This window comes from Streptomyces sp. NPDC005494 (assembly GCF_042872025.1).
Taxonomy (GTDB): domain Bacteria; phylum Actinomycetota; class Actinomycetes; order Streptomycetales; family Streptomycetaceae; genus Streptomyces.
The window spans coordinates 292,052-304,655 of sequence record NZ_JBIAJR010000005.1 but is presented as its reverse complement, the minus strand read 5'-3'; the positions used below and the strand labels follow the sequence as shown (position 1 = coordinate 304,655).

10 protein-coding genes are annotated in these 12,604 nt (G+C 72.9%); 1 reads left to right on the top strand and 9 read right to left on the bottom strand.

All coding sequences use genetic code 11. The annotated features are described in order from the left end of the window. Positions 1-109: 109 nt before the first annotated feature. Positions 110-742 (bottom strand): pyridoxamine 5'-phosphate oxidase, encoded by a 633-nt coding sequence (gene pdxH, locus ACFYQ6_RS17765; protein ID WP_388763707.1) that lies wholly within the window; start codon positions 740-742, stop codon positions 110-112. Between the two features lie 257 nt (positions 743-999). Here pdxH and ACFYQ6_RS17760 point away from each other — a divergent pair, with 257 nt between their 5' ends. Beyond that, complete coding sequence (locus ACFYQ6_RS17760; RefSeq protein ID WP_361583172.1) at positions 1,000-2,109, top strand: citrate synthase 2; 1,110 nt, start codon at positions 1,000-1,002, stop codon at positions 2,107-2,109. A gap of 108 nt (positions 2,110-2,217) precedes the next feature. Here the strand turns inward: ACFYQ6_RS17760 and ACFYQ6_RS17755 are convergent, their stop codons facing one another. From ACFYQ6_RS17755 to ACFYQ6_RS17720, 8 genes are all read right to left on the bottom strand, one after another. Next, positions 2,218-2,796, bottom strand: coding sequence for a TetR/AcrR family transcriptional regulator (locus tag ACFYQ6_RS17755; RefSeq protein WP_361583174.1), 579 nt, complete (start codon positions 2,794-2,796; stop codon positions 2,218-2,220). Next, positions 2,784-3,527, bottom strand: coding sequence for an enoyl-CoA hydratase family protein (locus ACFYQ6_RS17750; protein ID WP_361583176.1), 744 nt, complete (start codon positions 3,525-3,527; stop codon positions 2,784-2,786). The genes ACFYQ6_RS17755 and ACFYQ6_RS17750 overlap by 13 nt, the downstream gene beginning before the upstream one ends. After that, positions 3,524-5,101 (bottom strand): 4-coumarate--CoA ligase family protein, encoded by a 1,578-nt coding sequence (locus ACFYQ6_RS17745; protein WP_388763704.1) that lies wholly within the window; start codon positions 5,099-5,101, stop codon positions 3,524-3,526. The genes ACFYQ6_RS17750 and ACFYQ6_RS17745 overlap by 4 nt, the downstream gene beginning before the upstream one ends. Positions 5,102-5,183: 82 nt before the next feature. Continuing rightward, complete coding sequence (locus ACFYQ6_RS17740; protein WP_361577992.1) at positions 5,184-6,356, bottom strand: acyl-CoA dehydrogenase family protein; 1,173 nt, start codon at positions 6,354-6,356, stop codon at positions 5,184-5,186. Then, positions 6,353-8,341 carry a biotin carboxylase N-terminal domain-containing protein gene (locus ACFYQ6_RS17735; RefSeq protein ID WP_361577995.1) on the bottom strand — a complete coding sequence of 663 codons (1,989 nt, stop codon included), beginning with the start codon at positions 8,339-8,341 and terminating at the stop codon, positions 6,353-6,355. The genes ACFYQ6_RS17740 and ACFYQ6_RS17735 overlap by 4 nt, the downstream gene beginning before the upstream one ends. A gap of 8 nt (positions 8,342-8,349) precedes the next feature. Beyond that, entirely contained in the window at positions 8,350-9,945 is a 1,596-nt protein-coding gene (locus tag ACFYQ6_RS17730; RefSeq protein ID WP_388763702.1) for an acyl-CoA carboxylase subunit beta, read from the bottom strand. Beyond that, on the bottom strand, positions 9,942-11,645 hold the full coding sequence (locus ACFYQ6_RS17725) for an acyclic terpene utilization AtuA family protein (RefSeq protein WP_388763700.1): 1,704 nt from the start codon (positions 11,643-11,645) through the stop codon (positions 9,942-9,944). The genes ACFYQ6_RS17730 and ACFYQ6_RS17725 overlap by 4 nt, the downstream gene beginning before the upstream one ends. After that, entirely contained in the window at positions 11,642-12,448 is an 807-nt protein-coding gene (locus ACFYQ6_RS17720; protein ID WP_361578004.1) for a TIGR03084 family metal-binding protein, read from the bottom strand. The genes ACFYQ6_RS17725 and ACFYQ6_RS17720 overlap by 4 nt, the downstream gene beginning before the upstream one ends. Positions 12,449-12,604 lie beyond the last annotated feature (156 nt).

Below are 12,604 nucleotides of genomic sequence, written 5' to 3'. Positions count from 1 at the left end.
GTCCCGGCCCCGGGCAGGCAGGGCGACGCGTCATGAGCCGCCCCGGACCCGGGAGGCGGGCCGACGGGTCACGGCCCTCCCGGCCCCGATCCCGAGCAGGCAGGCCGCGTCAGGGGCAGAGCCGCTCCACCCGCCAGTCGGCGGCCGGGGCCTCGCGGACGTACCGCAACCGGTCGTGCAGGCGGTTCTCGCGGCCCTGCCAGAACTCGATCGCGTCCGGTACGACGCGGAAACCGCCCCACTGCGGCGGCGCCGGGACCTTCTCGCCCTCCGGGTAGCGGGCCGCGAGCTCCTCGTAGCGGTCGACCAGTTCCTGCCGGGAGCCGACGACAGCCGACTGGTCGCTCGCCCAGGCGCCCAGCTGGGAGCCGTGCGGACGGGTACGGAAGTACGCGACCGTCTCCTCGCGGCCCACGCGGGACGCGGTACCGGTGACGATGACCTGGCGGGCCAGGGGGTGCCAGGGGAAGAGCAGCGAGACGTGCGGGTTCCCGGTCAGCTCGCGGCCCTTGCGGGAGCCGTAATTGGTGAAGAACACGAATCCGCGGTCGTCGTAGTGCTTCAGCAGCACCGTGCGCGAGGAGGGGCGGCCCTCGGCGTCGACCGTGGAGACCACCATCGCGTTGGGTTCGTGGAGCGCGCCTCCCCCGGCGACCTGACGGAACCAGCGGGCGAACTGGTCCATGGGATCGGCGGCGAGATCCTTCTCGGTGAAGTCCTCGGAACGGTACTGCTCGCGCATCGCGGCCGGATCGGTGGTGCAATCGGATGACGGGACGCGAGAGGAGGCGGAAGCGGAGGACGAAGTGGCATCGGCTGTGGGCACGGGGCCATCCTGCCGCAGCGGGCCGGAATCCCCGCGGTGAGGGCCCGGTCGCCGGTCCGCGAGCCGTGCGGGCTGTGCCGGACGTCACCCTTCCCCGCGTCGTGGTAACCCGCCAGTATCGTGCACAGGCCTTTGTGGCCGTCTCACAGCCGCCGAGTCGAGGGAGCCGCCCGATGTCCGACTTCGTACCCGGACTTGAAGGAGTCGTCGCGTTCGAGACGGAGATCGCCGAGCCCGACAAGGAAGGCGGCTCGCTCCGTTACCGCGGCGTCGACATCGAGGATCTCGTCGGCCATGTGTCGTTCGGAAACGTCTGGGGGCTGCTGGTGGACGGGGCGTTCAACCCCGGTCTGCCGCCTGCGGAGCCGTTCCCGATCCCGGTGCACTCGGGCGACATCCGCGTGGACGTGCAGTCCGCGCTCGCCATGCTCGCGCCCGTGTGGGGCCTGAAACCGCTGCTGGACATCGACGAGGAGACCGCGCGCAACGACCTGGCGCGCGCGGCCGTGATGGCGCTGTCGTACGTCGCGCAGTCGGCCCGTGGCCAGGGCCTGCCGATGGTCCCGCAGAGCGAGATCGACAAGGCGGAGTCCGTCGTCGAGCGCTTCATGATCCGCTGGCGCGGTGAGCCGGACCCGAAGCACGTCAAGGCGGTGGACGCCTACTGGACCTCGGCCGCCGAACACGGCATGAACGCCTCGACGTTCACCGCCCGTGTCATCGCGTCCACGGGTGCCGACGTCTCGGCCGCCCTCTCCGGCGCGGTCGGCGCGATGTCGGGGCCCCTGCACGGCGGGGCGCCCTCCCGGGTCCTCGGCATGATCGAGGAGATCGAGCGGACCGGCGACGCCACGGCGTACGTCAAGCAGGCCCTGGACAAGGGCGAGCGCCTGATGGGGTTCGGCCACCGCGTCTACCGCGCGGAGGACCCCCGCGCCCGCGTCCTGCGCCGCACGGCCCGTGAGCTCGCCGCACCGCGCTTCGAGGTGGCGGAGGCCCTGGAGAAGGCCGCCCTGGAGGAGCTCCACGCCCGCCGCCCCGACCGGGTCCTGGCGACGAACGTCGAGTTCTGGGCGGCGATCGTCCTGGACTTCGCGGAGGTCCCGGCGCACATGTTCACGTCCATGTTCAGCTGCGCCCGTACGGCGGGCTGGTCGGCGCACATCCTGGAACAGAAGCGCACGGGCCGCCTGGTCCGCCCCTCGGCGACGTACGTCGGCCCGGGCACACGCGACCCCCGCTCGATCCCCGGGTACGACCAGCTGGCGGACCTGAACAACTGACGGGGAGCCGGGTGTGACCGGGGCCGGTCGATGAGAGGTCACGGACGGCCGGGGCGGGCGTACAGGCCCCTCGGCCGTCCGTGACGTCACGATGAGCCGTGGGACGCCTCAGCCCAGCGCCTCGTCCAGCAGGGCCGCCCACTGCGCGACGACCCTCTCCCGCCGCGCCCTGTCGTCGGTCAGCACGTTGGCGAGGCCCAGGCCGCGGGCCATGTCGAGGAGGCCCTGGACCGTCTCCCGGACCCCTGGGCGGGTTTCGTCGGCGTCGAGGAGTCCGACGGCTATGCGGTGGGTCTCCCGGCCGACGCGCGCCTCGAGTTCGGTGACACGGGGGCGGAGCTGCTCCTCGTTCGATGCGGCGACCCAGAGCTGGAGGGCGGCCCGGAAGAGAGGGCCCGTGTAGAGGTCGACCAGGGCCGCGATCACCTCCGCGCGGCCCTGCACGGGCAGGGCGCGCAGGGCGGCGGAGCGCTCCTCGGCGACGTATTCGACGGCGCCGGTGAACAGGTCCTCCCGGGTGGGGAAGTGGTGCTGGGCGGCGCCGCGTGAGACCCCGGCGTGTTCGGCGACGACGGAGACCGTGGAGCCTGCCCAGCCGTGTACGGCGAGGCAGGCCACCGCGGATTCCAGGAGCCGTTGCCGGGTGGCGCGGCTCCTGTCCTGCTTCGGGGACGTCACAGCGCCCATGAGGGATCCCGTCGTTCGAGGAAGGCCGTCATCCCCTCCCGCGCGTCGTCGGAGGCGAAGAGCGCCGCTGAGCGGGCGATAAGGTCTTCTGCGTGCTGGTTGAAACTATCCAGCACAGTAGCCGCGACCAGCTCCTTGGACACCGCCAGGCCCTGCGGGGAGGCCCTGCGCAGTCCGTCCAGGATCGGCACGAGCGCCTTGTCCAGGTCGTCGGCGGACCCGGCGGCAACGCTCACCAGGCCGATCCGCGCCGCCTCCGCCGCGTCGAAGCGTTCCCCGGTGAGGTAGTAGCGGGCGGCGGCGCGCGGGTCGAGACGGGGCAGCAGGGGCATGGAGATGACGGCGGGGGCGAGTCCCAGGCGCGATTCGGTGAGCGCGAAGGAGGACTGCGGGCCCGCGACGGAGATGTCGCACGCCGCCAGGAGCCCGAGCCCGCCGGCCCTGACGTGCCCGGTCACGTGGGCGACGACGGGCTTGGGCAGGGCGACGATCGCCCGCATCAGGGCGACGAACGCCGCCGGTTCGGGTGGTGCGCCGAGGTCGGCGCCCGCGCAGAAGGTGTTCCCGGTGTGGGTGAGGACGACGGCCCGTACGGTGTCGTCGGCCGCGCAGCCGGCCAGCGCCTCGGTCAGCTCTCCCACGAGACGGGCGGAGAGCGCGTTGCGGTTGGCCGGGGAGTCCAGGGTGAGCGTGGTGATGCCCCGGTCGTGGGTCGTGGGTGCCAGGGTCATGGCCGCTTCTCCCGGTCCCGCAGCTCGCGCCGGAGGATCTTGCCGGACACCGCGCGGGGCACGGCCTCGATGAACTCGGCCTGTCTGACCTTCTTGTACGGGGAGACCCGGTCGGCGACGTAGGTGAGGACGTCGTCCTCCGTGAGGTCCTCCGCACCGGGCCGGCGCACCAGGTAGGCCTTGGGCACCTCGTTGCCGTCGGCGTCGTACACCCCGATGACGGCGGCGTCGTCGATCGACGGGTGGGTCAGCAGCAGTGCCTCCAGGTCGGCGGGGGCGACCTGGTAGCCCTTGTACTTGATGAGTTCCTTGACCCGGTCGACGACGTACAGCCAGCCGTCCTCGTCGACCCGGCCCACGTCCCCCGTGTGCAGCCAGCCGTCCTCGTCGATCATGGCGGCGGTGGCCTCGGGCCGGCCGAGGTAACCCTTCATCACCTGCGGGCCGCGGATGAGGATCTCGCCCGGGGTGTCGGTGCCGACGTCGATGCCGGGGTCGGTGAGCGAGACGATCCGCATCTGCGTGCCGGGCAGCAGCTTGCCGACCGTTCCGGGCGGCGGGTTCTCCGCGTCCAGGGGCACGACGTGGCAGCCGGGCGAGAGTTCCGTCATGCCGTAGCCCTGCCGCACCGAGGGCACGGCGAGCCGGTCGGAGCAGGCGGCGGCGAGCGTGGCGTCCAGGGGGGCGGCGGCGCTGAGGACGTATTCCAGCGAGGAGAGGTCGTACTCGCCGACGAGCGGGTGCTTGGCGAGGGCCAGGACGATGGGCGGGGCGACGTACAGGCCCGCGATGCGCCGGTCCTGGATGGTTTCGAGGAACTGGGCGAGATCGAAGCGGGGCAGGACGACGACGGTGGCGCCGTAGCGCAGCGGCCCGTTCATGAGGGCGGTCAGCCCGTAGATGTGGAAGAAGGGCAGCACGGCCAGGATGCGGTCGCGCTCGCCCAGGGGGACGAAGGGCCGCAGCTGCTCCAGGTTGGTGGCGATGTTGCGGTGGGTGAGCATGACGCCCTTGGGGGTGCCGGTGGTCCCCGAGGAGTACGGGAGGACGGCGATGTCCTCGGCCGGGTCGAAAATGATCTCGGGTTCGGGGGCGGTGGAGCCCAGCATGTCGAGTACGGAGGTGTGGCCCTCGGCCTGGTCGCAGACGTAGATCTCCTGGATGCCGCCCGCGAGTTCGGCGGCGCGGCGGGCGACGTCCAGGAGCGGGGAGACGGTGACGATCCAGCGGGCCGACGAGTCCTGGAGCTGTTTGGCGAACTCCTCCGGGGTGGCCAGGGGGTGGATGGTGGTGACGGTGGCACCGGCACGGGTCGCCCCGTAGAAGACCGGCGGGTAGGCGACGGTGTTGGGGCTGTGCAGGGCGAGGACGTCGCCCTTGCGCAGGCCGGCCTCGGCGAGGTGGGCGGCGATGCGCCGGTGGAAGGTGTCGAGCTGGCTGTAGGTGACGGTCATCCCGTTGGTCCCGTCGATCAGGGCGGGGGTGTCACCGAAGTCCGCGGCGTTCCCGAGGACGGCTTCGTGGATGGGTGTGTCGACGGCCGGGACATCTGCGTACTCGCTGTGGAACACCATGGCGGTCCCCTTCGACGCGGGTGAAGAGCCAGAATCGCCCCTGCGGGGGCGGATGGGGAGACCTGGGACGGGGCCGGGTACGTCAGTACGACTTCGGCAGGCCCAGGGTCTGGTGGGAGACGTAGTTCAGGATCATTTCCCGGCTCACGGGTGCGATGCGGGAGACGCGCGCGGCCGTCACGAGGGAGGCGAGGCCGTACTCGCGGGTGAGGCCGTTGCCGCCGAGGGTGTGGACGGCCTGGTCGACGGCCCTGACGCAGGCTTCGGCGGCGGCGTACTTCGCCATGTTGGCGGCCTCTCCCGCGCCGGTGTCGTCGCCCTCGTCGTAGAGCCTGGCGGCCTTCTGCATCATCAGCCGGGCGAGTTCGAGCTCGATGTGCGCCTGGGCGAGCGGGTGGGCGATGGCCTGGTGGGCGCCGATGGGGGCGCCCTTCCAGACGGTGCGGGTCTTCGCGTAGTCCACGGCCCGTTCCAGGGCGTAGCGGCCCATGCCGATGGAGAAGGCGGCGCCCATGATGCGCTCCGGGTTCAGCCCCGCGAAGAGCTGGAGCAGTCCGGCGTCCTCGCTGTCCTCGCCGACGAGCGCCCCGGCGGGCAGCCGTACGTCGTCGAGGACCAGCTCGAACTGCTTCTCGGCCGCGTGCAGTTCCATGTCGATCTGGGTGCGGGTGAAGCCGGGGGCGTCGCGGGGGACGATGAAGAGGCAGGGCTTGAGCCTGCCGGACTTCGCGTCCTCGGTGCGGCCGACGATCAGCGTGGCGTCGGAGATGTCGACGCCGGAGATGAAGACCTTGCGGCCGCTGAGGATCCACCCTCCCTCGCCGTCGCGGCGGGCCGTGGTGGTGATGCGGTGCGAGTTGGAGCCCGCGTCGGGCTCGGTGATGCCGAACGACATGGTCAGGGAGCCGTCGGAGAGGCCGGGGAGCCAGGCCCGCTTCTGCTCCTCGGTGCCGAAGCGGGCGATGACGGTGCCGCAGATCGCCGGGGAGACGACCAGCATGAGGAGGGGGCTGCCGGCCGCCCCGAGTTCCTCGAGGACGATGGAGAGTTCGGCCATGCCGCCGCCCCCGCCGCCGTACTCCTCGGGCAGGTTGACGCCGAGGTAGCCGAGCTTGCCCGCCTCGCTCCACAGTTCGCGCGGGTGCTCGCCCTTGCGGGCCAACTCGGTGCTGTAGTCACGGCCGAAACGCTTGCCGAGGGCGGCGACGGCGGCGCGGAGGGCTTGGTGCTCTTCTGTTTCGAGGACGGTGCTCAAGGGGTCGTCTCCTCCTGGTGCGCGGATGCGGGCGCGGGCGCCTGCGCGGATGCGTCCTGTACGACGGCGAGCAGTGCGCCGACCTCGACCTGGAGTCCGGGGGCGGCGTGGAGCGCGGTGAGGGTGCCGGTGGCGGGGGCGAGGATGCGGTGCTCCATCTTCATCGCCTCCAGCCAGATCAGCGGCTGCCCGGCCTCGACGGCCGCGCCCGGCGCGAGTCCCCCGGCCAGGCGCACGACGGTGCCGGGCATGGGAGCGAGCAGGGAGCCGGGTGCGGTGCGCTCGGTGGGGTCGGTGAAGCGGGGCAGGACGGTGAAGGCGTACGAGCCGGTCGCCGTGTCCACGTGGACCCGGTCACCGTGGACGGCGACCGTGAAGTGCCGGGTCACCCCGCCGGTTTCGAGGGTGACGGCGCCGGGCCCCACCGCGAGGGGCCGTTCCCCTGTCTCGGGGACGGGGATGCCGTCCCGGCCCGTGCGGTAGGCGATCTCGTACGCCGTGCCGTCGGGTTCGGCGCGGTAGCACCTGGTCTGCGGCTGCGAGGCGAGGTTGCGCCAGGCACCGAAGCGGGCGGGCCCGGGACCGCTGCCCGTCCCGGCGGCCGAGGCGAGTGCGGCGGCGGTGGCGGCGAGGCGGCGGGCCTCCTCGTCCCCCGGGGCGGCGGTCGCGGTCAGGGCGGCCAGGTTCCGGTCGTAGAACCCGGTGTCGAGGCGGCCCGCGAGGAAGTCCGGGTGGCGCAGCGAGCGTACGAGCAGCTCCCGGTTGGTGACCGGTCCGTGGATGCGGGCGCGTTCGAGGGCGCGGGCGAGCAGGCGTACCGCCTCGGTGCGGGTGGGGGCGTGGGCGATGACCTTGGCGAGCATCGGGTCGTAGTGCACCCCGATCGTGTCGCCGCCCGTGTAGCCGGTGTCGAGGCGGAGGCCCGGTCCGTCCGGCACGTCGAGCGTGTGCAGCGCTCCGGTCTGCGGCTGCCAGTCGCGGGCCGGGTCCTCGGCGTACAGCCGGGCCTCGACGGCGTGACCGCCGGGCCCCGGGGGCGGGACGGCGGGCAGCGGTTCGCCTTCGGCGACGCGCAGTTGCAGTGCGACGAGGTCGAGGCCGGACACCGCCTCCGTGACGGGGTGCTCGACCTGGAGCCGGGTGTTCATCTCCAGGAAGTACGGGCGGCCTTCGGCCGACACGAGGAACTCGACGGTCCCCGCGCCCCGGTATCCCACGGCCTGGGCGGCGGTGACGGCCGCGTCGTGGAGCCGTGCGCGCAGCGAGTCGTCGAGGTCCGGCGCGGGGGCCTCCTCGATGACCTTCTGGTGGCGCCGCTGGAGCGAGCAGTCGCGGGTGCCGAGCGCCCACACCGTCCCCTGGCCGTCCGCCATGACCTGGACCTCGACGTGCCGGCCGCGCTCGACGTACGGCTCGGCGAAGACCTCGCCGTCGCCGAAGGCCGAGGCCGCCTCGGCGGACGCCGCAGTGAGCTCCGCCGGGAGCGCGGCCAGTTCCCGCACGATCCGCATCCCGCGTCCGCCGCCGCCCGCCGCCGCCTTCAGCAGCAGGGGGAGGTCCCCTGCGGTGGCGGCGCCGGGGTCCACGGGGGCGAGGAGCGGCACGTCGGCCGCGGCCATCAGTTCCTTGGCCCGGGTCTTGGACGCCATCAGCTCGATGGCCTTGGGCGGGGGGCCGACCCAGACGAGCCCGGCGTCCTGCACGGCCCGGGCGAATCCGGCGTTCTCCGAGAGGAAGCCGTAGCCGGGGTGCACGGCGTCGGCTCCCGCGGCGAGCGCCGCCGCGACGACGAGGTCGCCGCGCAGATACGTGTCCGCCGCGGCGGCGCCCGGCAGCCGTACGGCGGTGTCGGCCTCCCTGACGTGCAGGGCACCGGCGTCCGCGTCCGAGTACACGGCGACGGTGGCGATGCCCAGCTCCCGGCAGGTGCGGAAGATCCGGCAGGCGATCTCGCCCCGGTTGGCGACAAGCAGTGCGGTGATCATCCGATGCCTCACATCCGGAAGACGCCGAAGCCGCGCGCGCCTTCGACCGGTGCTGTATGGATCGCTGACAGGCACATCCCGAGGACGGTCCTGGTGTCGCGCGGGTCGATGACCCCGTCGTCGTACAGCCGCCCCGAGAGGAACATCGGAAGCGACTCGGACTCGATCTGCTGCTCCACCATGGCGCGCAGCCCCGCGTCGGCCTCGTCGTCGTAGGGCAGCCCCTTCGCGGCGGAGGAGGCGCGGGCGACGATCGAGAGGACGCCCGCGAGCTGCTGGGGGCCCATGACGGCCGACTTGCTGCTGGGCCAGGCGAAGAGGAAGCGCGGGTCGTAGGCCCGGCCGCACATGCCGTAGTGACCGGCGCCGTAGGAGGCGCCCATCAGCACGGACAGGTGCGGGACCCTGGAGTTCGACACCGCGTTGATCATCATCGCGCCGTGCTTGATGATGCCGCCCTGTTCGTACTCCTTGCCGACCATGTAGCCGGTGGTGTTGTGCAGGAAGAGGAGCGGGATGTCGCGCTGGTTGGCGAGCTGGATGAACTGCGCGGCCTTCTGCGACTCCTCGCTGAACAGCACGCCCTGGGCGTTGGCGAGGATGCCGACGGGATAGCCGTGCAGGCGCGCCCAGCCGGTGACCAGGCTCGTCCCGTAGAGCGGCTTGAAGGCGTCGAAGTCCGAGCCGTCGACCAGCCGGGCGATGACCTCGCGCGGATCGAAGGGGACCTTCAGGTCGCCGGGCACGATCCCGATCAGCTCGTCCTCGTCGTACTTCGGCGGCTCGGCGGGCCCCGGATCGGGTTGCGCCTTGCGCCAGTTGAGGCGGGCGACGATCCGGCGGGCCTGGCGCAGCGCGTCGTGCTCGTCGACGGCGAAGTGGTCGGCGAGACCGGACGTGCGGGCGTGCATCTCGGCGCCGCCGAGCGACTCGTCGTCGCTCTCCTCGCCGGTGGCCATCTTCACCAGGGGCGGGCCGCCGAGGAAGACCTTGGACTGCTCCTTGATCATCACGGTGTGGTCGGACATCCCGGGGACGTACGCCCCGCCCGCCGTGGAGTTCCCGAACACGACGGCCACGGTGGGGATTCCGGCGGCCGAGAGCCGGGTGAGGTCGCGGAAGAGCGCCCCGCCGGGGATGAAGATCTCCTTCTGCGAGGGCAGGTCCGCGCCGCCGGACTCCACGAGCGAGACGCACGGCAGCCGGTTGGCGAAGGCGATCTCGTTGGCGCGCAGCGCCTTCTTCAGGGTCCAGGGGTTGGAGGCGCCACCGCGTACGGTCGGGTCGTTGGCGGTGATCAGGCACTCCACGCCGGAGACGGTGCCGATGCCGGTGACGAGCGAGGCGCCGGTCGCGTGGTCGCTGCCCCAGGCGGCCAGCGGGGACAGTTCCAGGAACGGCGTGTCCGGGTCGACCAGCAGCTCGATCCGTTCCCGGGCGAGCAGCTTGCCGCGCTTCCGGTGGCGGACCACGTACTTCTCGCCGCCGCCCGCGAGGGCCTTGGCGTGCTCGGTGTCCAGCTCGGCGAGCTTCGCGAGCATGGCCTCGCGGTGGGCGGCGTAGTCGGGCCCCGCGGTGTCGAGTGCGGTGGGCAGGACGCTCATGCGGTCGCCTCCGGTTCGGGGAGCAGCTGTACGGGGACGGGCAGGTGCCGGGACCGCAGCCACTCCCCCACCGCCTTGGCCTGCGGATCGAAGCGGGCCTGTGCGGCGACGCCCTCGCCGAGGAGCCCGTGGACGACGAAGTTGAGTGCCCGCAGCCCGGGCAGGACATGGCGTACGACGGTGAGTCCCGCGGTCTCCGGCAGCAGTTCCCGGAACCGGTCGACGGTCAGCTCGTGGGCCAGCCACCGCCAGGCGTCGTCGGTGCGGACCCACACGCCGACGTTGGCGTCGCAGCCCTTGTCGCCGCTGCGGGCGCCCGCGACCAGCCCGAGGGGTGCGGCGCGGACCGGCCCGGCGGGAAGCGGCTCGGGCAGGGCCGGTCCGGGCAACTCATGGAGCTCCAGGTACGGGCCGGGGGCGGGGACCGCCTCGCGCGATCCGTCCGGCAGGACGGCGACGTGCTCGACCTCGTCCGCCGGTACGTACGCCGCCTCGAACACCCCGTAGGGCGCGCCCTTTCCGGGCGGGGCGGTCACGTGGAAGCCCGGGTAGCTGCCGAGCGCCAGCTCGACGGCGGCCCCGGAGACGGCCCGGCCGACCGCCTCCGCGTCGGGGTCGCGCACGACGAGCCGGAGCAGGGCACTCGCGGTCTCCTCGCTCGGGGCGTCGGCCCGGTCGGTGCGGGCGAGTTCCCACCGCACCTCGGCGGGTTTCGTACCGGCCCGGTCGAGGGCGTCGGCGAACTGCTCCCGTACGAGCCGCTCCTTGGCCGCGATGTCGAGCCCGGTCAGCACGAAGACGACCTCGTTGCGCCACCCGCCGAGCCGGTTCAGCCCGACCTTGAGCGTGGGCGGCGGGGCCTCCCCGCGTACGCCGCTGATCCGCACCCGGTCGGGGCCCTCGCGCTCCAGCGTCACGGTGTCGAGCCGGGCGGTGACGTCGGGTCCGGCGTAGCGGGCGCCGCCCGTCTCGTACAGCAGTTGGGCGGTGACGGTGCCGAGGTCGACGACACCGCCCGTGCCCTCGTGCTTGGTGATGACGCTGCTGCCGTCCTCGTGGATCTCGGCGAGCGGGAAGCCGGGCCGGCGGACGTCGTGTTCGCCGAAGAAGGCGTAGTTCCCGCCGGTGGCCTGTGTCCCGCACTCCAGGACGTGCCCGGCGACGACGGCCCCGGCGAGTGCGTCGTGGGCGTCCGGCGCCCAGCCGAAGTGGGCGGCGGCGGGCCCGGTGACGAGCGCCGCGTCCGTGACCCGGCCGGTCACGACGATGTCGGCCCCGGCGCGCAGGCAGGCGGCGATGCCGGCTCCGCCGAGGTAGGCGTTGGCGGTGAGGTAGCCGTCCGGCACGGGCCGCGCGTCGCCCTCGACGTGCGCGACGCGCACGGGGACACCGGTCCGGTCGGCCAGTTCACGCACGGCGTCGGCGAGCCCGGCGGGGTTCAGCCCGCCCGCGTTGGTCACGATCTTCACGCCGCGCTCGTGGGCGAGCCCGAGGCTCTCCTCCAGCTGGCGCAGGAAGGTCGAGGCGTAGCCGCGCTTCGGGTCCTTGAGGCGGCTCCGGCCCAGGATCAGCATGGTGAGTTCGGCGAGGTAGTCGCCGGTCAGGACGTCGAGCGGGCCGCCGGTGAGCATGTCGCGCACGGCGTCGAAGCGGTCGCCGTAGAAGCCGGAGGCGTTGCCGATGCGCAGGGGCCGGGTCATCGGCCCGCCCGGCTCGGGCGTCCGGGTCCGGCGGGTCCGGCGAAGGCCTGCGCGATGTCCAGCCACTGCCCGGCGTCCGCGCCCACCGCCTCGACGGCCAGGTCGTCGCGGTGGGCGCGCTGGGTGACGAGCAGGCAGAAGTCGAGGAGCGGCCCGGTGACCCGCTGGGCGGCGTCCTCAGGTCCGAAGGCGAACCGCTCACCGTCCTCGGCCACCAGTTCCACCCGGAACTGCTCGGCCGGCGGTTGCAGACCGCGTACGAAGTAGGCGTAGTCCCGGGCCCGTACGCCGATCCTGGCGACGTGCCGCAGACGGGCGGTCGGCTTCCGGGCCACGCCCAGCGCGTCGGCGACGTCCTGGCCGTGCGCCCAGGTCTCCATGAGCCGCGCGGATGCCATCGACGCCACGCTCATGGGCGGCCCGTACCAGGGGAGTTTCGCCCCCGCGGGTGCGGCGCGCAGTGCCGCCTGGAGCCGGGCCCGGCCCTCACGCCACTCCACGAGGAGGGCCTCGGGCGGCAGGGCGGCGACCGTCTCCCCGGCCGCCTCGTCGACGAAGGTGGCGGGGGCGGCCAGCGCCCGTTCGACCTCGACGGCGAAGGCGTCAGGCTCGGTCGCGGCGACCAGGGCGACCTCGTCCGTCCAGTGGAGGTGGGCGATCTGATGGGCGACGGTCCACCCCTCGGCGGGCGTGGGCACGGCCCACTCGGGGGCACTCAACCCCGCTACCAGCAGATCGAGTTCGTCGCCCTCCAGACGGAGATCGTCGAGCACGGCGGCGGTCACGGCCGAAGCGTCGGACACGGTGCGCTCCCCTCGGGGCGTGGCGGTGTGCCCCGGAGCATGCCAGCGGCCCATAAAACAAGCAAGCGTGCTTGCATGATTCATTCGGGGCGACGGCCTGCGTGACAGCGGAGAGCGTTCCACCACCCTGCCCTACGTAGGGCAGGGTGGTATTTT

Bases quoted from the DNA above. Each gene is read 5' to 3' on its own strand.
- pdxH (WP_388763707.1), bottom strand. From the start codon at position 742: ATGCGCGAGCAGTACCGTTCCGAGGACTTCACCGAGAAGGATCTCGCC.
- ACFYQ6_RS17745 (WP_388763704.1), bottom strand. From the start codon at position 5,101: ATGGTGTTCCACAGCGAGTACGCAGATGTCCCGGCCGTCGACACACCC.
- ACFYQ6_RS17755 (WP_361583174.1), bottom strand. From the start codon at position 2,796: ATGGGCGCTGTGACGTCCCCGAAGCAGGACAGGAGCCGCGCCACCCGG.
- ACFYQ6_RS17725 (WP_388763700.1), bottom strand. From the start codon at position 11,645: ATGACCCGGCCCCTGCGCATCGGCAACGCCTCCGGCTTCTACGGCGAC.
- ACFYQ6_RS17730 (WP_388763702.1), bottom strand. From the start codon at position 9,945: ATGAGCGTCCTGCCCACCGCACTCGACACCGCGGGGCCCGACTACGCC.
- ACFYQ6_RS17750 (WP_361583176.1), bottom strand. From the start codon at position 3,527: ATGACCCTGGCACCCACGACCCACGACCGGGGCATCACCACGCTCACC.
- ACFYQ6_RS17760 (WP_361583172.1), top strand. From the start codon at position 1,000: ATGTCCGACTTCGTACCCGGACTTGAAGGAGTCGTCGCGTTCGAGACG.
- ACFYQ6_RS17735 (WP_361577995.1), bottom strand. From the start codon at position 8,341: ATGATCACCGCACTGCTTGTCGCCAACCGGGGCGAGATCGCCTGCCGG.